Source organism: Caldicellulosiruptor naganoensis (genome assembly GCF_026914285.1).
Classification (GTDB): domain Bacteria; phylum Bacillota; class Thermoanaerobacteria; order Caldicellulosiruptorales; family Caldicellulosiruptoraceae; genus Caldicellulosiruptor; species Caldicellulosiruptor naganoensis.
Map to the genome: position 1 here is coordinate 1,192,166 of NZ_CP113864.1, position 22,919 is coordinate 1,215,084.

Sequence of the window (22,919 nt, forward strand, 5' to 3'; positions counted from 1 at the left end):
ATTAATTTAAGATGTTAAATATTATTTACGAACACGCAGGTTCGAAGAAAGGAGATTATAAACTTATGGAAGCTCTTATAGATTGTATTCACTGTTATTTAAAACAGGCTATTTCATGTATGGAGATGGTAAATATACCTGATGAAGAAAAAAGAAAAGTACTGTATGAGCTTATGGATTTTATAAAAACCTTGGACCCTGAAGCATCACCAGCTTATAATTCATCACTTGTTTTACTTAAGACGTATGAAATTATAAAAAGCGAAGATCCATACTACTATGCTAAAAAGCAGTCTAATGCCTTGGCACTTGAGCTTTATGAAGATGTAAAGAAAAGGGTTTTCAATACAGATGATCCTCTTTACAACGCTTTAAAGGCGGCTGTAGCAGGAAATGTAATTGATTTAGGTATAAAAAGAGATTTTGATGTTAAAAGCGAGCTTTCTCATGCTTTTGAATTTGGTTTTTCAATAGACGACTATCTTTTGTTAAAGAATAAGATTCAAGACGGCAAAGATATTGTAATTGCTGGAGACAACGCAGGAGAGATTGTCTTTGACAAGATTTTAGTAGAAGTACTGAACCAAATGGGCAAGAATGTATACTATATAGTAAAGACAAAGCCTATCCTGAATGATTCAACATTGGAAGATGCAAAAGAAGTTGGGATGGACAAAATTGCAAATGTTGTTGATACAGGAGTAGGAATTTTGGGTATTCCTAAGGACAAAGTATCTTCACAAGTTAAACAATTAATCTTAAGTGCTGATATTATAATCTCAAAAGGTCAAGCAAACTTTGAATCCATAGATGAGTTTGAGGAAATTCAAGGCAATGTATTTTATCTTCTCAAGATTAAATGTGAATTCTTGGCTAAAAAACTTGGTTTTAAACTTGGAGATTTAGTGCTGATTAATGGTGAAAACGTAAGAAAAAGAAAATTAGCATGAACTAAAAACTATTTTGAATATTCTTTTTTGTGAAATTCAAAGTTTCTTTTATCTTGTAAGATTATGTGAGAAAAACTGCCAATGTCAGTAGTAGCAAAAAGTTTATATCCCTCATCATAGCACTCATCACAGGCATCATGTGGTATTGTAATCGCAAAGACCCTATAGTTTAAACAATATGATTCAATAGTTATAAGTCCTGAGCACTTGTTACAAATTTTAATACTCTCAAGCTGCTGTTCTAAAAATCCCATGGTGTCATAGTATATCGATTTTTTCCGTGTAAAATATTTCTGGTATTTTTTCTTGAGATCATGCTCAGTCTGCTCTTTGTTTTTCCATATAGTGTATACATTTTCACACAATCTTTTAATGTATTCACTTATTTTTGTCGATTGCCTTAACTTTTCGTAGTCATAGTCAGGCTCTTTAATATTAGAGTAATCAATACCAGCAAGGGCAAATATTATGCCGAGATTAACATAAGGTAAAGCACTTTCGACAGAGTAGCCACCTTCTAACACCGAAATATGAGGATTTAATTTTTCGGTGAGTTTAGCATAGCCTTGTGCTGAAAAGTTCATATTTGTCAAAGGGTCGGAGTAGTGATTATCTTGTCCAGCTGAATTTATGATAATCTCAGGTTTAAATTCTTCTAAGATAGGGAGGATCAAATTTTCCAAACAATACAAAAATCCCTCATCTGAAGTATAAGGTGGCAAAGGCAAATTGAGAGTGTACCCAATTGCAGCTGGGCCGCCTATTTCGTTTGTAAAACCACTTCCAGGATAAAGTGTTCTTCCATCTTGATGCAGGGATATAAAAAGAACATCTTTGTCGTTCCAGAATATATCCTGTGTTCCGTCGCCGTGATGACAATCTGTATCAATGATTGCTATCTTTTTTGTTTTATGCTCTTTCCTTAAATATTCGACCATTATTGCTTCATTGTTTATTATACAAAATCCTCTGTCACCATATGTTATTCTGTGAGCATGGTGACCAGGGGGGCGAATCAAAGCAAACCCTTTTGTAACCTCGTTTGACAAAACTTTTTTAGCTATTGTGATGCTACTGCCCGCTGCTATTTTATGTGAAATGGTTACAATCGAATCAACGTCAGGGATACAAAAGTGTGTAAGGTTTATATATTTGTCGTCAATTACTTCAGGATTGTACACAAATATATTCTCATAGTCAAAAAGACCTTCTTCTTCAATTTGGTCAATGGTATAAAGAAGTCTTTCTTCTCTCTCGGGATGTGTAGGTGTAATTTTCCAGTCAAAGGCAGGAAAAAGTATCAGTCCAAGTTTGTTTTGTGCTTTTTGCATTATTAAACCCCTCCATTTATTTTAATTCTTGCAATTTGGGCTTTAGCTGTGCTTTAATCTTAATTATCTTTCCACAATACCTAAGGTTTCTAATCATGTTAAATGAATTCTCCTCGATAATTTCTATCTCCTCAGCCGAAAGAGCATCCCCTGCTTCTATGATCTTATTTATCAGAAAATCCTTTGCTTGGGCAGGAGTAAAATCTATATCAACACTTTCACACTTATTCAGTTCAGGTATATAAACTTTTCCTTGCTGAGTGTCTGCAATCAAATTATATTCTCTTGAGACTGATCCGAGTGCGCACCCTATTGCGTTTGCCACCATATAATATTGAGGAACTTCTACCCTGATTTTTAACTTTTTTTCTAAGTGTTCCCTAATCAAATCAGCAGCCCCACCAATCACAATTGCCTTTTCTGGAGCAAATTTCTCACCGTATAAGAGTTTTTGGATTGTATATACAGGGGCGGAGTTAATGTACTCAATACCTTCTTTTATTTTCTTGGAGATTGCATTTAAAGCTATTTCTAATACTTCATTACAAAAAAGTGTAAGGGACATATTCACTTTTTTGGATAAGTTCATAAGTCGAGTTTGAAGCTTATTATCTAAACAAGAAGAGTTTGTTGAGTACAGTAGCACGTCAGAAAAGGTTACAACGTTTTCCCTATCAGTTGCATAAGATTTTACAGTTTCAGGGCCAACTGAGATAGAATCTTCAACTTTTACAATACTGTCGCCACCAATTCCCACAGACCTTGAATAAATAGCACGCACTAAAGTAGGATAATTTCCTATTGTTGCTCCATACTGCTCTAAGACAAATTGGCCGTTACATACAAATGAAATATCAGTAGTGGTTCCACCAATGTCGATTATAACTGCATTTGAGATGGGTTTTGATAAGATATAACCCCCTTGTGCTGAAGCAGCGGGTCCTGACAGAATCGAGAAAATAGGAAATTCTTTTAAATTTTCTAAATTGATAATTCCACCATCTGGTTTTTGAATGAACACTATTTCAGTAGGTAAATTCTTTTCTTTCAAGAATTCTAAAATAGCACTATAAAGAAGCTTAAAACTGCTATAAACAGCTGAATTTAGATATGTTGAGAATACTCTTCGCGGAAAGTTCAGTTTGCCAGAAATCCTGTGGCCTAAGGAAATAAACTCAAAACAATGCTTTTTAACAATATCATATATTTCATTCTCGTGTTTTGGATTTCTCACAGAGAACTTACAAGCAATTCCTACGTTTCTTATTGAGAACTTTTTAAATTCTGAGACTGCTTTTTCTACTGTATGAGGAGAAAAACTTTTAACTTCAATACCTCTGTTGTTTATGTAACCATCGACCAAAACATTAGCATCTGCACACATAAGAAAATCTGGATTTGCTCCGATACCGTTTTCGATTATCATTCCAACTTTGTCAAGTTTGTTTTGAACAATTGCATTTGTGGTAATTGTAGTACTGAGCACAATACGATTAAGAGTTGAGATATGATCTTTTGTTATAAATTCTTCTAAGCTTGTCAATATAGACGAAAGAACGTCATGGCCAAGTTCAAATTTTTTATAATCAACAACTTTGTTATTTTCAATTGCAACAATGTCGATATTTGTTCCGCCCACATCAAGACCAATTATCATTTTAGATTCACCTGCTTTTTAAGATGGTGTACAATTATTATTATAACCCTTTCTTGATTTTATGGGTAAAAATACTTTAAAATAGATAATGCAAAAAGTTTTTGCACTTTGTCTTAAATATTTTGAAAGGAATGATTCTGCTGCAATGATTAAAAGCATGACAGGTTATGGTGGTTCAAAGCAGATTATAAACCTAAGAGAGTATTCAGTTGACATAAGGAGTGTAAACCATAGATATTTAGAGATAAACTTGAAAGTACCAAAAGAATTTGTAAAGTTTGAGAGTGAGATAAAAAATCTTATCTCAAAATATATTTCGCGAGGAAAAGTTGATGTCTATGTAAGTTTTAAAAGTTTTAGCGAAAAAGATTACAGAATAATACCTAATTTAGGGCTGCTCAAGCAGTATTTAGAAGCGATAAATGTTGTTAGAGAGAACTTTGCTGAGGTTCAAGATGATTTTAGCTTGTCAACTTTCATAAAGCTTCCGGATGCACTTGTCATTGAAAATCAGGAACTTGACAGTGATATAATAAAAAATGAGCTATTAAGTTGTATTGAGGATGCGGTAAAAAGCCTTGATAATATGAGAAAGACTGAGGGCGAAAATTTAAAAAAAGACATATTACAAAGAATTGAAAAGATAAAAGAGATAATTCAGACTATAGAGCAATATTCAGCTTCCCTGGTAGAGAATTACCGTGAAAAACTTTATAAAAGAATAAGCGAATACTTTGACATAAAAAACATAGACGAGAACAGGCTGATGTTGGAAATAACCCTCTTTGCTGACAAGAGTGATATCACAGAAGAATTAGTAAGGCTAAAAAGTCATATAAATCAGTTTGTTGGGTGTATAGAAGAAGGTGGAGTTGTTGGTAAAAAGCTTGATTTTATTGTCCAGGAGATGAACAGGGAGGCAAATACAATTGGTGCAAAGTCTATAATCTATGAGATTTCAAGTTGTGTTGTTAGCTTAAAAGATGAGCTTGAAAAAATCCGTGAACAAGTTCAAAATATTGAGTAGAGGTGAGTTTCTTTGAGTAACAGTGGTAATATAAAGCTTATTAACATTGGATTTGGAAATATTGTTTCAGCAAACAGGCTGATTGCAATTGTCAGTCCTGACTCTGCACCAATAAAGAGAATAATCCAAGAAGCAAGAGAAAGAGGAATGCTAATTGATGCGACATACGGGAGAAGAACAAGAGCTGTTATTATAACAGATTCTGACCATGTGATATTGTCAGCTGTCCAGCCAGAAACTGTTGCACACAGAGTAATAGAGCCTGAAGAAGATTTTGAGGAAGATATTGATGTTGATGATGAGGTTGACAAAAAATGAAAGAAGGGCTTTTAATCGTTATATCAGGTCCAGCAGGTGTTGGAAAAGGTACAGTTGTTGGTAGACTTTTAGAGAGAAATCCTAATATTAAACTTTCAATTTCAAAGACCACAAGAAAACCAAGACCTGATGAAAAAGAAGGTATCAGCTATTTTTTTGTCTCCAGGGAACAATTTGAAGATGATATAAAAAATGATAATTTGTTAGAATATGCTGAGTATAACAACAATTATTACGGCACACCTAAGGATTTTGTTTTAGAGACATTGAAGAAAGGTTTTGATGTAATATTGGAGATTGAAACACAGGGTGCGTTGAAAATCAAGTCTAAATTTGAAGATGCAGTACTCATATTCATGCTACCACCGTCTATGCAAGAGTTGTATAACAGGCTCAAGAAAAGAGCAACAGAGACCGAAGAGGAGATCGAGGCAAGAATGAATATTGCAAGAGGTGAAATCAAGCTTTTGCCAAAGTATGACTATTGTGTTGTAAATGATGATGTTGATAAAGCTGTTGAAGCAATTGAAAAGATTATTGAAGTAGAGAAACTTAAAACAAGAAGATTTGACATACAAAGTTTTTTAAAGGAGTGAGATAGGATGTTACTTCGACCTGGGCTTAATGAACTTTTGCAGTATGTAGACAATAAATATACACTCTCTGTGCTTGTTGCAAAACGTGCAAGACAGCTTTTAGAACAGGCTCAGAAAAAAATGGATTTAAATTTAAATTCTGACAAATATGTCACAATGGCAGTAAATGAAACTGCTTCTGGCAAAATTTCCTACAAGTATATAAAGCCGGTGAAAAAGAATGAGTCTAAAAAATAAAAATGTGTTGATTGGAATATGTGGTGGTATAGCAGCGTATAAAGTGTGCGAGTTAATCAGGCTTTTGAGAAAACTTGAAGCTAATGTTAAGATAATTATGACTCAAAATGCTCAAAAATTTATAACTCCCTTGACTGTGCAAACTCTTTCTCAAAACAGAGTTTATCTTGACACCTTTGAAAGCGAGTATTCCTATGATATAGAGCATATATCTTTGACAAACTGGGCAGATATCTTAATTGTAGCACCTGCAACAGCAAATATCATTGGCAAATTTGCAAATGGTATTGCCGATGATCTTTTATCAACCACCTTTTTGGCTTTCAATAAGCCCATTTTGGTTGTTCCTGCAATGAATTCGAACATGTTTGAAAATAGGATTGTTCAGGCAAATATACAAAAGCTGAAACAGATGGGTATAAATGTTTTAGAGCCTGATGCAGGACTTTTAGCCTGTGGAGTGTATGGTAAAGGACGTTATCCTGAAAACCAGAAAATTATAATCGAAATTGAAAGACTGCTTGAAAAAAAAGATTTAGAAGGCAAAAGCATTCTCATCACAGCAGGGCCAACAAGAGAATACTTAGACCCTGTGAGGTTTATTTCTAACAGGTCGTCAGGTAAAATGGGGTTTGCGTTAGCAGAAGAAGCCTATAAAAGAGGTGCAAAAGTTACACTAATATCAGGTCCAGTAAACATTCAGACCTATGCAGATATCAAAATAATCAATGTTGAAACAGCTTCTCAGATGTACGATGAAGTAAAAAAGATGAAAGATGAGCATGATATACTAATATTCTCTGCTGCAGTTGCAGACTTCAGACCAAAAAACTTTAAAGAGTCAAAGATAAAAAAAGACCAGTGGCAAAATCTTCATATTGAACTTGAAAAAAACCCTGATATTTTAAAATATGCTGGAGAGACTAAAAAAGATTGGCAAATTGTTGTTGGATTTTCAGCCGAGACAGAAAATGTAGTTGAAAATTCTCAAAAAAAACTTTATGAAAAAAATGCAGATTTAATTGTTGCCAACAATGTTTTACAAGAAGGTGCTGGATTTGATGTGGATACGAACATAGTGACACTCATATCAAAGGATAAGATTTTGGAATTTTCCAAACTTACTAAAAGAGAAGTGGCAAGTAAAATATTTGACTTCATAGTGGATTACCTCTGCAGAAAGGAGCAGAGGTAATACTTTTAATGGGTGGAGTTTTGAGAATGATTGCTGAGGTGTGTATTAATTATCAAGATGCAAACGTGGATAAGACATTTGACTATTTGGTACCAGAACATCTTGAAGAGCTTGTCGAAGTTGGTAAAAGGGTGTATGTAAACTTTGGAGTTTCGAACAGGGTTGTAGAAGGACTCATTGTCAATGTAAAAGAAGATACAAATATTGAGAAGGAAAAGCTAAAACGCATTTTTAGTGTAATTGACAAAATCCCAGTTGTATCTGAGGAGCAAATAAAGCTTGCGTTTTCTATCCGCGATTATTATGCTCTTAAATTGGGGCAGGCGTTAGAATTGGTTATTCCACCTTTTATAAGTAATAAAGATATATACCAAATTTCTGCAAAGACTGACCAAGAGATAGATTTAGAGGGCGAATTGAAGGAGATTTACAAGAAAATTTTAAAAAGACCCATTTCGGCAAATTCAAAATTTGCAAAAGAGAACAAAGAAAAGATTATAAGTCTATTTTTAAAGGGATTACTTAAATATGAATTAAAGCCTTTAAAAAGTTTAGAAGATAAAAAGGAAAACATGTTGACAGAACCCCAATACGGGTTGACTGATGAGCAAAATAGAGCTCTTGATGTGATAAAGACAGCTTTTGATGAAGGAGTATACAAAAACATTCTTTTATTTGGAGTAACTGGAAGTGGAAAAACAGAAGTGTATATTCAAGCAATGAAGTATGTAATCGAAAAGGGTAAAAGTGTAATCCTGATGGTACCTGAAATTTCTCTTACTCCTCAGATGATTGAAAGTGTTAAAAACAGATTAAACACTACTGTTGTTGTCTATCACAGTAAGATGAGCAGTTTACAAAGACAGATGGCATGGCTGAAATTAAAAAGCGGAGAGGCAAAGGTGGTAATTGGCCCAAGGTCAGCAATATTTGCCCCAGCAAAGGAGTTAGGTCTTATAATTGTAGATGAAGAGCATGAACCGAGCTACAAAGCTGAAAAGTCTCCCCGTATAAATGCTGTCGAGGTTGCTCAGATGAGAGCAAAGATAAATAACATTCCAGTTGTCTTAGGTTCAGCAACTCCAATGGTCGAACACTATTACTGGGCAATTTCAGGAAAGTATCTTCTTTGTACCCTGAAGAGCAGAGTAAACATGACAATGCCGGAAGTATTTGTAGTGGATATGAAAAAGGAACTTTTAGAAGGTAACAAATCTATCTTCAGCAGGTTATTGCTATCTGAGATAGAAAAGAACTTGCAGAAGGGAGAACAGGTTTTACTTTTCTTAAACAGAAGAGGTTATTCACCTGTTGTGATATGCCGTGAATGTGGTTACGTGTATATGTGTAAAAATTGCAGCATTTCTCTTACCTATCACAAAAGTGGGTATTTGAAATGTCATTATTGTAATTATAAAGAGAAGTATACAGGTATATGTCCAAAATGTGGTAGTAAATATGTGCGCCAGTATGGAAGTGGTACTCAGAGAATTGAAGATGAGATTAAAATGTATTTCAAAGATGCTAAGATTTTACGTATGGACAAAGACACCACTACCAGAAAAGACGCTATTGAAGAAATTTTAAACAGGTTCAAGCGTAAAGAGGCTGACATATTGGTTGGAACCCAAATGATTGCAAAAGGTCTCCACTTTCCTGACTTGACTCTGGTTGGAGTGATAAATGCGGATACTATTTTGAATATGCCGGATTTTAGAAGTAAGGAAAGAACATTTCAACTTCTTACTCAAGTAGCTGGCAGAGCTGGGAGAGAAAAACAAGGGAGAGTGATAATTCAGACATTCAATCCTGATGATTACAGTATTGTTGCAGCATCAAAGCACGACTATGAGAGCTTTTTTAGAGAAGAGATAAAACTGCGAAAAGCAATGGGGTATCCACCCTATGCATACATAGTAAATTTCGTGGTGGTATCTCAAAACGAGAAGTATGCTCAAAGAGGAATAGAAAATGTATACAGATTGCTTGAGGAATATTCGAAAACAGCAGATGCAAAAATCTATGGACCAAGTGAAAGCCCCATTTTCAAAGTTGAGAATCAGTATAGGTATCATATTCTTGTGAAATTTAAAAAGGCTTTGCAGATGATTGATGTAGCAAATAAGATAAAAGAAAGATATAATTATAATAATGCTGAACTTATAATAGACGTCAACCCTTGGAATACACTGTAACAGGAGGGTAAAGAAACACAAAATGGCTTTAAGAAAAATAAGAACATATGAGGATGAAATACTTCGGAAAAAATCTAAAACTGTTGAAAAATTTGATAAAAGGCTCCATGACCTTCTTGACGATATGAAAGAAACTATGTATGAAGCAAACGGAATAGGACTTGCAGCACCTCAAGTTGGGATATTAAAAAGAGCGATTGTAATTGATATAGGCGATGGAGCAATTGAGATTGTAAATCCCATTGTAGAGCATTCTGAAGGAACTCAGATAGATATTGAAGGCTGCCTTTCTGTTCCCAATGTGTGGGGAGAAGTAGAAAGACCTAAAAAGGTGACCGTAAAGGGGCAGAATAGATACGGTGAAGAGATTGTAATTGAAGCTGAGGATTTGCTTGCACGGGCTTTGTGCCATGAGATTGACCATCTTGATGGAGTTTTGTTTATTGACAAGGTGATAAGGTTTGTGACAGAAGAAGAGATTGAAGAAAGACGTTCAAAGGGACAAAAGATGGACTTAGAATAATGGTTCTAAACACACAACTATTTTCTGAAAGGAGATAGGATAGCCGTTGGATATTGTTTTCATGGGAACACCAGAGTTTGCGGTAAATATATTGCAGAAGTTAATTGAAGATCCTACATTTAACATAAGACTGGTGGTAACTCAGCCGGACAAGCCAGTGGGCAGAAAACAGATTCTAACTCCACCACCGGTCAAAGAGTTTGCATTAAAATTTAATCTTAATGTAATTCAACCTGAGAAATTAAAAGGCAACCAAGAGTTTTTTGAAATCTTGAAAAAGATAAATCCAGATGTAATTGTAGTTGTGGCATATGGCAAAATACTTCCGAAGGAAGTTTTGCACATCCCCAGATATGGATGTATCAATGTTCATGCTTCACTTTTACCTGAATATAGAGGTGCTGCGCCAATTCAAAGGGCAATTATGGATGGGCAAAATTATACAGGCATTACAATTATGAAGATGGATGAAGAACTTGATACAGGAGATATTCTGCTTCAGGAAAAAATAGAAATAGAGAAAAATGATGATGTAATAACACTTTCTAACAAGCTTTCTGAGCTTGGTGGGAGACTTTTAATTAAAACTTTAAAAAATATTTCAAATATTACACCAATTAAGCAAGACTCGACAAAAGCTACGTATGCTCCTCCAATTGAAAAAAGTGAGGGTCAGATTTCTTGGGATATGACTAATATAGAAATCTATAATAGATTTAGAGCTCTAAAAGGTTGGCCAGGTATATTTACCGCCTATAAAGGTAAACTCTTAAAAATCCATGACATGGAGATTGTAAATGAAAAGAAGATAGAAAATGTGCAAAATGGTACAGTTATAGAGATTGACGATAGTGGGATTGTGATCAAGGTGAAAGACGGTGCAATAAAGATAAAAGAACTTCAATTAGAAGGTGGCAGAAAAATAAGTGCAAAAGATTTTGTCAATGGGTATAAAATAAAAAGAGGTGATATTTTAAGGTAAAAAGGGAGCGGGTTAGAATATGTTTTACTATTTTGACCCTATGTATTTGATTTTTGCAATTCCTGCATTTTTAATTTCAATATTTGCCCAGATAATGGTTCAATCTGCTTTTGCAAGATATTCGAAGATAAGAAGTTTTTCAGGGCTAACTGGTGCAGAGGTTGCAAAAAGTATTCTTTGGGCAAATGGTATTTATGATGTTAAGGTGGAATATGTTCCTGGTCTTTTGACAGACCATTATGATCCGCGCTTTAAAGTGCTGAGACTTTCAAGTGGTGTATTTGATTCTAATTCCATTGCGGCATTGGGCGTTGCCGCTCATGAAGCGGGACACGCTATACAGCACTACGAAAAATATCCATGGTTACGTTTAAGAAGTACGATGGTACCGGTTGTGAACATAGGTTCAAACCTTGCATTTCCGCTAATATTGATAGGGCTTTTGTTTAAAAATGGGGATATCTTTATAAATCTTGGAATACTTCTATTTTGCCTTTCAGTTTTGTTTACCTTGATTACTTTACCAGTTGAGTTAAATGCAAGCAGAAAGGCTATTCAAGCTTTAAAGCTTGCTGGAGTAATTATGCCCTCTGAAGAACAGGGTGTAAAAAAGGTTTTAAATGCTGCAGCAATGACGTATGTTGCAGCTGTTGCGGTTGCAATACTTCAGCTTTTGTATTATTTAAGTTTAGTTCAAAGAAGAAGGGATGATTAAAGATTAATACAAGAAAAGCTGCTTTTTTGGTCATTTCTGAAATTGAAAATAAAAAGAACATTAATGCAGATATTTTAATGGAGAAGTACCATCAAAGACTGAAAGACCCAAAAGACAGAAAACTCTTTGTTGAGCTTGTCCATGGAGTGTTGAGGTTTAAAAACCTTCTTGATTACTATATAAACTTTGTCGCAACAAAAGGCATAAAAGATAAAAAAATTCTAAACATTTTAAGAGTAGCGACATACGAGCTCATATTTCTTGACAAGATCCCCGAATATGCAACAGTCAGTGAGGCTTGTAATCTTGCTGAGAGTGTCAACAGACATCAAAAGGGTTTTGTCAATGCGGTTCTCAGAAACATGATTAGAAGAAAGGACGAAATAGAGAAAGCACTTGAGAGGATAAAGGAGACAAATTTGAAAGATTTTCTTTCTATAAAGCTTTCATATCCGAAGTTTTTGATTGAATATTTAGAACAATCTTATGGACTGGATAAAACTATAAGGATTTTAGAATTCTTAAACACAAAACCATTGCAGAGTGTAAAAATAAATACAAAGAAGATAAGCAGAGAAGAATTTTTAAAAAAGCTTGAGGCTTATGGATATGAATATGATTTGCCCGAGCTAAATAGTGAGATTGTTTATATTCTTAGTGGCAATATAAAAGAAAGTGACCTTTACAAAGAAGGCTATTTTTATTTTCAAGACCTTGCCTCTTCGCTTATTGTAAAATGGAACAGAAACGATTTTGAAAATGCGAAGTCTGTGTTGGACCTCTGTGCAGCTCCAGGTGGAAAAACTTTTAACTGTGCGGAAGTAACAAAAGGTTTTGTTGTCTCATGTGATGTGAATAGGTCAAAGGTTGACCTTTTGAGAGAGAACTTATTGAGGCTTGGGTTTGACAATGTTATACCTGCGGAATGCGATGCTACTGTTTTGAATGAAGATTTTATAGGCAAGTTTGATATCGTAATTGCAGACCTTCCATGTACTGGTTTTGGAACAATTAGAAAAAAACCTGATATTAAATGGAATAAGACCCATGAAGATATAGAAAGTCTGCATGAGCTTCAAGTAAGAATGCTTGACAATGCTGCTAAATATGTAAAAAACGGTGGTATAATATTTTACAGTACATGTACCCTTGGACATAGAGAAAATGAGGATACTGTATCAAGTTTTGTGGAAAGACATGAAGATTTTTCGGTGGTATATCAAAAGACTATTTTTCCTGATGAATATCAATGTGATGGATTTTTTATAGCAAAACTCAAGAAAGAGGGCAAGGTAGGAGTATGAAGAAGCTCATTAAAGATTTCACCTTAGACGAGCTCAAAAAGTGGGCAGAAGAAGTAGGTGAGAAACCTTTTCGTGCACATCAGCTTTTTGAATGGCTTTACAAGAAGAATGCAACAGATGTGAATGCTTTTACTAACATTCCGATTGAATTGCGAAAAAGAGTAGGAGAAGAGTTTGTTTTGAATTCTCTGAAGGTTGTAGAATACCAAAGTGACGGTGAGAGTATAAAGTTTTTATTTGAGCTTGTTGATAAAAATGCTATTGAGTCTGTATTTTTGCCATATAGTTATGGCAATGCAATATGCATTTCGACTCAGGTTGGCTGTAGAATGAACTGTGCGTTTTGTGCTTCGACAATCGGCGGAATGGTAAGAAATCTTTCCGCAGGTGAAATGGTAGACCAAATAATCAATGTGGAGAATGTAACAAAAAAAAGAATATCTAATGTGGTTTTAATGGGAAGCGGAGAACCATTTGACAACATTGAAAATGTCTTTAAGTTTATAGATATTATAAATACAAAAGAGGGGAAAAATATTGGTGCACGACATATAACAATTTCAACTGTTGGTATCGTAGAAGGAATTTACAGGCTTTCAGAGTACCCAAAACAGGTAAACCTTGCAATTTCTCTTCATGCTCCAAACAACCAGCTGCGAGACAAACTTGTTCCAATAAATAGAAAATATCCTATTGAAGAGATACTAAAAGCTGTTGACGACTATATAAGAAGGACAAATAGAAGAGTCACATTTGAATATGCCTTAATAGAGGATATAAACGACTCAATCGAATGTGCAAAAGAACTTGCAAAAATATTATCAGGAAGGCTTATTCATGTTAATTTAATTCCTATAAATCCGGTATATGGAAAAGAATTTAAAAGACCGTCGCGGGAGAGAATAAGAGATTTTTATAATACCCTTGAATCAGCTGGTATTCAAGTAACAATCAGAAGAGAATTAGGAAATAGTATTGATGCAGCGTGTGGTCAATTGCGAGCACGCCACTACAATATATTTGATAAATAGGAGATGAAGTGCGTGAACGTGAAGTACATTGCACTCTCAGAAACGGGAAGCGTAAGAACAAACAATGAGGATTACTATTTAGTGTTTAAGACGAAGGATGATAGCTTTACTCTTTTTCTAATTGCAGATGGAATGGGAGGACATAGTGCTGGTGAGATTGCAAGCAGTTTTGCTTGTAAGTATGTTCTTGAGTATCTGTTAGTGAATCTAAAAAGATTAAATGAAATAGCAGAGCAAGTTATAAGAGAAGCTTATTCTTATGCAAACCAAAAGATAGTTGAACTTCAGATGGAAAACCCTCTGTGGTTTGGAATGGGCACTACATTAGCCGGGGTATTTGTTCTAAAAGAGAAGGTAATTATTAGTAATGTAGGTGATTCAAGGGTTTATTTTATTAATCAAGATAAGATGCTCCAAATCACAGAAGACCATTCCTTAGTTTATGAAATGTACAAAAATGGTAAGATTACAAAAGAAGAAATTTATACCCATCCACAGAAAAATATAATTACACGGGCAATTGGCATAGGGAAAGAGGTAGATGTAGATGTATATGAACTTAAACCTCAAGAATTAGGGGAAAGGTGGTACATTTTGCTCTGTACAGATGGACTTACTAACATGGTTTCAGAGTCCTACATAAAAGAGGCTTTTGAGAAAACTTCATTTGAACAGATAGGCAAAGTTTTGGTTGAAAAGGCGCTTGAAAATGGTGGGATTGACAATATAACAGTACTTTATTTTACCACCCAGTAAGAAAGAAGTTTAAAGAATTTTTTAAGAAGGTGATGGGTCAAAATGGATGATTTTGTTATAGGCAATAGATACAGTGTCATTGAGAAATTGGGAAGCGGTGGAATGTCTGTTGTATACAAAGCGAAGGATAAGATTCTCAACAGATATGTTGCTATAAAAGTATTGAGAAGCGAATTTGCAAGTGATGAGGAATTTTTGACAAGGTTTAGAACTGAAGCTTTAGCTGCTGCTTCGCTTTCACATCCAAACATTGTCTCTATTTATGATGTTGGTGAACAAGAAGGTATGCACTACATAGTAATGGAATATGTAAATGGAAAGACTCTTAAAGAGTTTATGAAAGAAGTAGGGAGAGTTAGCACAAAAGATGCAGTGACAATTGCAATACAGGTTTTAAGAGCGCTTGACCATGCACACAAAAAAGGAATTGTCCACAGAGATATAAAGCCACAAAATATTCTAATTGACGAAAATGGGATAGTTAAAGTAACAGATTTTGGTATAGCGCGTGCTGTTTCAACTGGTACAATCATAAATACAAACTTGACAATTGGCTCTGTACACTATTTTTCACCAGAGCAAGCAAGAGGTGGGTATGTAGACAATAGGTCTGATTTGTATTCACTTGGAGTTGTATTGTATGAGATGGTAACAGGTGTTTTACCATTTGATGGTGACACACCTATATCAATTGCTCTAAAACACTTACAAGAGCAGCCAATTCGTCCAACACTTTATAATCCAGATATTCCCCGAAGTTTAGAGGCAATTATCTTAAAGGCTCTGCAAAAGGATGTGCTTTTAAGATACCAATCTGCTATGGAGATGATACAAGACTTAAAAAATTCATTAATTGATCCTGAGGGTGATTTTGTAAAGATTGAGACTCATGAAAATGCTGCAACAAAGCAATTTCAGTTTGAACAATTAAAAACTAAGGATTTGATGAAAGAGCCTGAGAAAAAACAAAAAGCAACCAAAAAAGATTGGATATATGTTGTAGCTGGTATTTTAACTGCTTTAGTTATTGTTGCAATTGGCTGGCTTGTATTTTATAATGCTATTGGAAAGAGCTTAACACCTCCAGAAGACGACATTACCATACCGGACCTTGTAGGTTATTCAGTAGAAGATGCAAAAAGCAAATTAGATGAGCTTGGACTAAAGTTTACAATAGTTGAGCAAAATGACCAATCTGAAAAGGGCACAGTTATAAACCAAGAACCAGCTGCAGGTATCAAAGTCAAGAAAGATACAACTGTAAAACTTATAGTTAGCAAAGGACCAGAAATGGTCCGTGTACCAGATGTTGTTGGACAGAATGTGAAAGATGCAGAGATTGATTTGAACAATGTGGGACTTAATGTAGAGATAAAAAGAGATTATTCTGATAAACCTGTTGACACTGTTATCTCTCAACAGCCTGCTGCAAATGAGTTTATTGAAAAAAATGGGACAGTAGTGCTAACAGTAAGCATAGGACCTAAAATTGAGAAAGTACCTGTACCTGATATTACTAATATGGATATAGCTTCGGCAAAAGAACTTTTACAGAAAGCAGGTTTAAATGTGGGGAATATCACGTATAAAGAGGTAACTGACAAGGAATCTGGAGTTGTTTTAGATCAGTTGCCTGCTGCAAATACTGTTGTTGAGAAAGGTAGCAGCGTTGATTTAATAGTTGCCAAAAAGGTTGAACTAAAAAACACTGCCAAGATTGTTATTAAAACAGTCATCCTGCCTTCTGATTTGAGTGAAGCGAATGTAAAAATTGTTGTTGTTTCGAACAACAATGAGAGTATTGTATTTGATAGAGTTGTTAGAAGAGAAGAAACTCCTCTACAGGTGAAAGTGCCAATAACAGGTCCTTCAACTATTAGAATGTATATCAATGATCAACTTTCATCGGAGGAGATGGTAGAATAGCCATGGAGATAAGTGGTGTGATTGTAAAGGCAATTGCTGGTTTTTACTATGTATATGACCATAATGGGAATATTTACGAATGCAGAGCACGAGGAGTATTTAGGAAAGAAGAGATAACACCACTTGTTGGTGACCATGTAACAATCGTAGAAAAAGCAAAAGGTGCTTATGTTATAGATAAAATTCATCCACGGAGAAACCAGCTTATAAGACCGCCGATTGCAAATGTGGATATTGCAATTGTGGTAGTAGCTTCAGTTTCCCCTGAGGTTTCGTTCATTGCACTTGACAAATTACTTGTAAATGTTTTAAAAGAAAAAGTAAAACCTCTTATCTGTGTTAATAAGATTGACCTTGACAATGGCAAAACATTTGAAATTATAAAAAACCAATATAGTGTATTTGACGTAATAGGAGTGTCTGCAAAAACAGGAGAGGGTATTGAAGAGTTGAAACAGTATATCAAAGGTAAGATATCAGTTTTTGCTGGACAGTCAGGCGTAGGAAAGACCTCTATCTTGAACTGCCTAATACCAGGTTTGAATCTTAAAGTTGGAGAGATCTCCAAAAAGATTGAAAGAGGAAGACATACAACAAGGGTTGTTGAGCTTTTGCGAGCAGCCGAAGACACATATATAGCGGACACACCAGGCTTTAGTTCAATTGAGATTATAGGAATGCTCAGAGATGAACTAAAATACTACTATCCGGAGTTCTATGATTATGAAAACTGTAAGTTTCCGGGGTGTAATCATATCTTTGAGCCAGAATGCGGAGTAAAGGCAGCTGTAAATGAAAAAAAGATAAATTTTGAAAGATATGAGCGCTACAAGGAAATATTTATGCAACTTCCCGCACAAAAAGAGTATGATTAAAAACTCAGAAGCAATACATTGGATTTAAAAGGGAGGATTTTTAAATTGTTCATAAAACTTGCACCATCAATTTTGTCGGCTGATTTTTCGGATTTGAAGAATGAGGTCAAAAAACTTGAAAAAAGTGGAGCTGATTTAGTACACATAGATGTTATGGACGGGTGTTTTGTTGAAAATATCACAATTGGTGCTCCGGTTATAAAGTCTTTACGGAAGAACACTAATCTTTTTTTTGACGTTCATTTGATGGTAATAAATCCTGAGAAACACATTGAGAAGTTTATAGAAAGTGGAGCAGATAATATTACAGTCCATGCAGAAACCACATATCACTTGGATGCTTTATTGAATAGGATTAAGAGCTTTGGCAAGAAAGCAAGTGTTGCAATAAATCCTGCAACACCAATTTGTCTTATAGAAAATGTGCTTGGGGTAGTTGATATGGTCTTAGTTATGACTGTAAATCCCGGCTGGGGTGGACAGAAGTTTATTCACTATACTTTAGAAAAGATTCGGAATTTGTCTGAGTTGAGAACAAAGAAAGGTTATGATTTTGAGATAGAAGTTGATGGTGGTATAAATGAGCAAACAGTTATAGAATGTGTCAAGGCGGGAGCAAATGTAATTGTTGCTGGATCGTATGTATTTGAAAATGAAGATATAGAAAGAGCGATAAAAAAATTAAAGGAATCAGTCGAAAAATTGAACAAATAATTTTTTATGGTTCTTGTTAAAATAGATTTAAAATGGTATAATATATGTAATCAATTTTGTTGACATAAAGTGAATGAGCAAAAGAGTGGGTGTCCCCCACTCTTTAATGTTGTTAAGAGAAAAATTTTTCATGTGAAAGGAATGATTAAGTGTGTCAAAGATAGTTAAAAGAGTAGAAGAACTTGTAAAGCCTATTTTGGAGAAATATGGTTTTGACTTGGTAGATATTGAATTTAAAAAAGAAGGTAAAAGTTATTTTTTGAGAGTTTATATAGACAAGCCTGGTGGAATTACAATTGACGATTGTCAGCTTGTAAGCGAAGAATTGTCTAATAAATTAGATATTGTTGATCCTATTCCTTTTAGTTATTATTTAGAAGTTTCATCACCAGGAGTTGACAGACCACTTGTAAATGAAAAAGATTTTATAAGGAATAAAGGGAGATTAGTTGATGTTTTTCTTAAACAGCCTTTTATGAAGACTACCAAGCTCACAGGAGAGCTTGTAGAAAAGAGAGAAGATAGTCTGATTATAATGGTAGATGGAGAGAGCGTTTCTATCCCAGTTGAGAATATAAAGAAGGTAAAGCTTGCAATAAAATTTTGAAAAAAGAAAAGGGGGCTTTTAATAGAAATGGCCAAAAAAGCTGCAACTGTGGATTTTCAGGAATTATTTTCTGCGATTGATGAGCTTGAAAGAGAATATAAGATTGAAAGAGATTATATTTATTCTGTCTTAGAGTCAGCTCTTTTGACTGCTTACAAGCAGGTGAAAGGAATAAAGGACAAGAATCTTTCAAACGTAAAGGTTTCAATTGACCCTGAAAAAGGCGATGTAAAGATTTTTGAGTACAAAAAAGTGGTAGAAAACGTAAAAGACAAAAGAAACGAAATCTCATTAGAAGATGCGCGAAAGATTGATAAACGCTATCAAGTGGGTGACATTGTTGCAATAGAGGTACCAATTTCTGACTTTAGTCGAAAAGCTGCAATGACAGTAAGACAAACAGTCATAGGAAAGATAAGAGAGAAGAAGAGAAATATAATATTTGAAGATTATTCAGCTAAAATTGACAATATTGTAACAGGAGTTATTCAAAGGATAGACAAGAAAAATGTTATCGTTGAGATAGAAGGTGGAAAAGTTGAAGCAATACTTCCGATGGAAGAGCAGATACCAGGCGAAGAGTATAAGCCTGGAACAATGATGAAATTTTATCTTGTGGATGTTAAAATTCCACCAAAAGAGAAAGAGCCTATAGTTTATCTTTCAAGAACGCATCCAAATTTAATCAAGAGACTTATGGAAAACGAGGTACCAGAAATTCAAGAAGGTATAATAGAAATAAAAGCAATTGCAAGAGAGGCTGGGTCAAGATCAAAAGTGGCAATTTATTCTAATAGCTCAAAAATTGACCCTATTGGTGCGTGTGTTGGCGAAAAGGGAATAAGGATTCAAAATGTGCTAAAACATCTTGGCAATGAAAAGATTGATATAGTAAAGTGGAGCAGTGACATAGGTGAGTTTATCAAAAATGCGCTCAGTCCTGCAGAAGTTGTTCATATTGATTTGAATTTGGTTGAAAAAAAGGCTTTTGTTCTTGTGCCAAACGACCAATTATCTCTTGCTATTGGGAAAGGTGGACAAAATGCTCGACTTGCCGCAAAACTTACAGGTTGGAAAATAGATATAAAGGGTAAATAAAATGAATGGGGGACAAAAAGTGCAAGAGTACATCCCACATCGAAAATGTGTTGGTTGTCAAAAAATAAAACCAAAAAGTCAGCTATTGAGAATTGCAAAAAATGATAAGGGAATTTTCATAGATGAAAAACAAAAGCTGCCTGGAAGGGGAGCATATCTTTGCAAAAATGAAGAGTGTTTACAGCTTGCAAAAAAGAAAAAGGGACTTGATAGGTCTTTGAAAGCGACTATACCAAGGGAGTTTTATGACCTGCTTGATAAATTTTTTGCTGAAAATTATAAAAAATCTGCGGAGGTGTCAGAATGACAAATAAACTTAGGATATATGAATTTGCAAAGCTTTTAGAGATTCAAAACAAAGATTTAATGGATATACTTAGTAAGTTGAACATCGAATACAAAAATCATATGAGTGCTTTAGAAGAAAACGATGTTAATCTCGTTTTGGAATATATATTACAAGAAAAGGAAAAAGAACAAGGGGAAAGAAGAAAAAGAGAGAGGTTGCCAGCTCATAAAGAAGGCAGTGTGGCAGAAAGGCCGCAAAAAACTCAAGATCAGAAAAGACATCAACAACAAGGGGAGAGAGTGTCTTATCCTCATGATAGAAGAGCTGAACAAAAACTGCCTCAAAAATCTCAGCAGGAAAGTAGACAAAGATTTGACAAAAGCAGAAGAGAAAGACCTCAAGTAAATGTAGCACAGAAAGAAAGTACTGCAGTTGTTGAGAAAAAGGAGAAAAAAGCTACTGTTGGTGAGCACAAGGTAATAGAAATATTTACACAAGAGCCTGAAAAAAGACAGGCTGCAAAACCTAAATATGAGGTTTCAAAAGAACAAAAGATTGAGAAAAAGTATCAGGACAAAACTACTACCAAGCAGAAAACTGAAAAGGCACCAAAGCACAAAAAACAGCTATTTCATGTTGAGGACTTACTCCACGAAGAGGTTCCGGTTGATAGAGAAGAGCTTGAGAAAATTGATAAAGAGGTAGAAGACACTTTATTAGAAGAGGAATACTTACAAGAAAAACATGTAAGGCGTGGAAGAAAAGAAAAACCCAAGAAAAAATCAAAAGAGCAAAAAGAAGTATTAAAACTTCAAACAAAGACTGTACAAGAGGAAAAGAAAGAAGAGATTGTAAGAATTCCAGAAAAAATAACTGTTGGTGACTTTGCAAACCTGATAGGAAAGCCTGCTGCTGAGGTCATTAAAAAACTCATAATGCTTGGTGTGATGGCAAATATTAATCAAGAAATTGATTTTGATGTGGCATCTTTGATTGCAGAAGACTATGGGTTTAAGGTTGAAAAAGAGATAATAAAGAGCGAAGAGGAGATACTTTTAGAAGACCAAGAGGACCCACCAGAATCACTACAACCACGACCACCTGTTGTAGTTGTAATGGGGCATGTTGACCATGGAAAAACGTCACTTCTTGATGCGATACGAAAGACGAATGTGACGGAAAAAGAGGCAGGTGGTATTACGCAGCACATTGGTGCATCTGTTGTTGAAGTAAACGGTAGGAAGATTACATTTTTAGACACACCTGGCCATGAAGCATTTACTGCTATGAGAGCTCGTGGTGCGCAAGTGACTGACATTGCAGTCTTGGTTGTTGCAGCAGACGATGGTGTTATGCCACAGACGGTTGAGGCAATAAATCACGCAAAAGCAGCAAATGTGACAATTATAGTTGCTATTAACAAGATTGACAAACCAGAAGCAAATCCAGAGAGAGTAAAACAACAACTTTCTGAGTATGGTCTTATACCTGAGGAATGGGGTGGAGATACTGTATTTGTAAACGTCTCTGCTAAAAAGAAGATAGGTATAGACCATTTACTGGAAATGATTTTGCTTGTTGCCGACCTGCTTGAGCTCAAAGCAAATCCAAACAGGCCAGCTCGTGGTAGAGTAATAGAAGCAAAGCTTGACAAAGGAAGAGGGCCTGTTGCCACAGTTTTGGTTCAAAAAGGTACACTTAAAGTAGGCGATTATGTAGTTGTTGGCAGTACATGGGGAAGAGTAAGAGCAATGATTGATGACAAAGGGCAAAGAATTAAAGAGGCAGGTCCTTCCATGCCTGTTGAGATTTTAGGGCTTGAAGATGTTCCAACTGCTGGGGATGAACTGGTTTGTGTGAAGGATGAAAAAACAGCAAAAACAGTTGCACAAATTCGCCAAGATAGACTCAAAGAAGAAAAGATGCAGCAGTCTAAGATTTCGCTTGATGAGCTGTTTGAGAGGATTCAGAAAGGACAACTTAAAGAGCTGAGAGTTATAATTAAAGCGGATGTACAGGGTTCTGTAGAGGCTTTGAAAGCTGCCGTAGAAAAACTTTCGAATGAACAGGTGACAGTGAAGGTCATTCATGCTGCTGTTGGTGCGATTACAGAGTCAGACGTCACACTGGCTTCTGCATCAGATGCAATAATTATCGGGTTTAACGTAAGACCAGAAGTGGGTGCGATGTCTTTGGCAGAGAAAGAAAAGGTTGATATCAGAATGTACAGAATCATATATGATGTTATAAATGACATAGAAGCGGCAATGAAAGGTCTTTTAGAACCTGTGTATAAAGAAGTAATAATTGGTCATGCTGAAGTAAGACAGATATTCAAATCATCATCTGTCGGGACTATTGCTGGTTGTTATGTTTTAGATGGTAAAATAACAAGGACTTCTAATGCACGAATTATCAGAGACGGTGTTGTTGTTTATGAGGGCAAACTTGCTTCGCTTAAAAGGTTTAAAGATGATGTCAGAGAGGTTGCAGCTGGGTATGAGTGCGGTATGACATTTGAAAAATTCAACGACATAAAAGAAGGAGATATTGTTGAAGCATACGAAATGCAAAAGGTAGAAAGCTAATAGTA

The 22,919-nt window shown here is 35.1% G+C and carries 22 protein-coding genes; 20 read left to right on the forward strand and 2 right to left on the reverse strand.

Going from position 1 to position 22,919, the window contains the following annotated elements:
- Positions 1-65: 65 nt before the first annotated feature.
- Entirely contained in the window at positions 66-950 is an 885-nt protein-coding gene (locus tag OTJ99_RS05850) for a damage-control phosphatase ARMT1 family protein (RefSeq protein ID WP_045164890.1), read from the forward strand.
- Positions 951-958: 8 nt separating this feature from the next.
- On the opposite strand, the gene OTJ99_RS05855 is transcribed toward OTJ99_RS05850, so the two are convergent.
- Together OTJ99_RS05855 and OTJ99_RS05860 are read right to left on the reverse strand one after the other, a co-directional pair.
- Positions 959-2,281 carry a histone deacetylase family protein gene (locus tag OTJ99_RS05855; protein ID WP_045164889.1) on the reverse strand — a complete coding sequence of 441 codons (1,323 nt, stop codon included), beginning with the start codon at positions 2,279-2,281 and terminating at the stop codon, positions 959-961.
- A gap of 16 nt (positions 2,282-2,297) precedes the next feature.
- Positions 2,298-3,938 (reverse strand): hydantoinase/oxoprolinase family protein, encoded by a 1,641-nt coding sequence (locus tag OTJ99_RS05860; RefSeq protein ID WP_045164888.1) that lies wholly within the window; start codon positions 3,936-3,938, stop codon positions 2,298-2,300.
- Positions 3,939-4,083: 145 nt separating this feature from the next.
- Between OTJ99_RS05860 and OTJ99_RS05865 the strand changes: the two genes are divergently transcribed.
- The 19 genes from OTJ99_RS05865 to infB all read left to right on the forward strand — a co-directional run bounded on the left by OTJ99_RS05865 (position 4,084) and on the right by infB (position 22,914).
- The gene (locus OTJ99_RS05865; protein WP_045165539.1) at positions 4,084-4,965 is read left to right on the forward strand and encodes a YicC/YloC family endoribonuclease; all 882 of its coding nucleotides are present in this window, start codon (positions 4,084-4,086) and stop codon (positions 4,963-4,965) included.
- Positions 4,966-4,995: 30 nt separating this feature from the next.
- On the forward strand, positions 4,996-5,283 hold the full coding sequence (gene remA, locus OTJ99_RS05870) for an extracellular matrix/biofilm regulator RemA (RefSeq protein WP_045165538.1): 288 nt from the start codon (positions 4,996-4,998) through the stop codon (positions 5,281-5,283).
- Positions 5,280-5,879: a guanylate kinase gene (gmk, locus tag OTJ99_RS05875; RefSeq protein WP_045164887.1), complete on the forward strand. Its 600-nt coding sequence runs from the start codon at positions 5,280-5,282 to the stop codon at positions 5,877-5,879. Before remA ends, gmk begins: the two co-directional genes overlap by 4 nt.
- A 6-nt stretch (positions 5,880-5,885) precedes the next feature.
- A complete protein-coding gene (gene rpoZ, locus OTJ99_RS05880; protein WP_045164886.1) occupies positions 5,886-6,116 on the forward strand; it encodes a DNA-directed RNA polymerase subunit omega in 231 nt (76 codons plus the stop codon).
- Positions 6,100-7,311, forward strand: coding sequence for a bifunctional phosphopantothenoylcysteine decarboxylase/phosphopantothenate--cysteine ligase CoaBC (coaBC, locus tag OTJ99_RS05885; RefSeq protein ID WP_045164885.1), 1,212 nt, complete (start codon positions 6,100-6,102; stop codon positions 7,309-7,311). The genes rpoZ and coaBC overlap by 17 nt, the downstream gene beginning before the upstream one ends.
- A gap of 26 nt (positions 7,312-7,337) precedes the next feature.
- Complete coding sequence (priA, locus tag OTJ99_RS05890) at positions 7,338-9,506, forward strand: replication restart helicase PriA (protein ID WP_045165537.1); 2,169 nt, start codon at positions 7,338-7,340, stop codon at positions 9,504-9,506.
- 22 nt (positions 9,507-9,528) lie between these two features.
- On the forward strand, positions 9,529-10,029 hold the full coding sequence (def, locus tag OTJ99_RS05895) for a peptide deformylase (RefSeq protein WP_045164884.1): 501 nt from the start codon (positions 9,529-9,531) through the stop codon (positions 10,027-10,029).
- A gap of 61 nt (positions 10,030-10,090) precedes the next feature.
- Positions 10,091-11,011 (forward strand): methionyl-tRNA formyltransferase, encoded by a 921-nt coding sequence (fmt, locus tag OTJ99_RS05900; protein ID WP_045165536.1) that lies wholly within the window; start codon positions 10,091-10,093, stop codon positions 11,009-11,011.
- Positions 11,012-11,030: 19 nt separating this feature from the next.
- Entirely contained in the window at positions 11,031-11,726 is a 696-nt protein-coding gene (locus OTJ99_RS05905; protein WP_045164883.1) for a zinc metallopeptidase, read from the forward strand.
- Positions 11,727-11,728: 2 nt separating this feature from the next.
- Positions 11,729-13,030, forward strand: coding sequence for a 16S rRNA (cytosine(967)-C(5))-methyltransferase RsmB (gene rsmB, locus OTJ99_RS05910; RefSeq protein ID WP_083943499.1), 1,302 nt, complete (start codon positions 11,729-11,731; stop codon positions 13,028-13,030).
- Positions 13,027-14,061, forward strand: a complete 1,035-nt coding sequence (rlmN, locus tag OTJ99_RS05915) for a 23S rRNA (adenine(2503)-C(2))-methyltransferase RlmN (protein WP_045164882.1) — start codon at positions 13,027-13,029, stop codon at positions 14,059-14,061. Before rsmB ends, rlmN begins: the two co-directional genes overlap by 4 nt.
- 3 nt (positions 14,062-14,064) lie before the next feature.
- On the forward strand, positions 14,065-14,817 hold the full coding sequence (locus tag OTJ99_RS05920) for a Stp1/IreP family PP2C-type Ser/Thr phosphatase (RefSeq protein WP_045164881.1): 753 nt from the start codon (positions 14,065-14,067) through the stop codon (positions 14,815-14,817).
- Between the two features lie 42 nt (positions 14,818-14,859).
- Positions 14,860-16,743 (forward strand): Stk1 family PASTA domain-containing Ser/Thr kinase, encoded by a 1,884-nt coding sequence (gene pknB / locus OTJ99_RS05925; RefSeq protein WP_045164880.1) that lies wholly within the window; start codon positions 14,860-14,862, stop codon positions 16,741-16,743.
- A 2-nt stretch (positions 16,744-16,745) separates the two neighbouring features.
- Positions 16,746-17,618, forward strand: coding sequence for a ribosome small subunit-dependent GTPase A (rsgA, locus tag OTJ99_RS05930; RefSeq protein WP_045164879.1), 873 nt, complete (start codon positions 16,746-16,748; stop codon positions 17,616-17,618).
- A 45-nt stretch (positions 17,619-17,663) separates the two neighbouring features.
- Complete coding sequence (rpe, locus tag OTJ99_RS05935) at positions 17,664-18,332, forward strand: ribulose-phosphate 3-epimerase (protein ID WP_045164878.1); 669 nt, start codon at positions 17,664-17,666, stop codon at positions 18,330-18,332.
- A gap of 151 nt (positions 18,333-18,483) precedes the next feature.
- Positions 18,484-18,939: a ribosome maturation factor RimP gene (locus OTJ99_RS05940; RefSeq protein ID WP_045164877.1), complete on the forward strand. Its 456-nt coding sequence runs from the start codon at positions 18,484-18,486 to the stop codon at positions 18,937-18,939.
- A 27-nt stretch (positions 18,940-18,966) separates the two neighbouring features.
- On the forward strand, positions 18,967-20,037 hold the full coding sequence (nusA, locus tag OTJ99_RS05945; RefSeq protein ID WP_045164876.1) for a transcription termination factor NusA: 1,071 nt from the start codon (positions 18,967-18,969) through the stop codon (positions 20,035-20,037).
- A 1-nt stretch (position 20,038) separates the two neighbouring features.
- Positions 20,039-20,344, forward strand: a complete 306-nt coding sequence (rnpM, locus tag OTJ99_RS05950; protein ID WP_045164875.1) for an RNase P modulator RnpM — start codon at positions 20,039-20,041, stop codon at positions 20,342-20,344.
- On the forward strand, positions 20,341-22,914 hold the full coding sequence (gene infB / locus OTJ99_RS05955) for a translation initiation factor IF-2 (RefSeq protein ID WP_045164874.1): 2,574 nt from the start codon (positions 20,341-20,343) through the stop codon (positions 22,912-22,914). The genes rnpM and infB overlap by 4 nt, the downstream gene beginning before the upstream one ends.
- Positions 22,915-22,919: the final 5 nt, after the last annotated feature.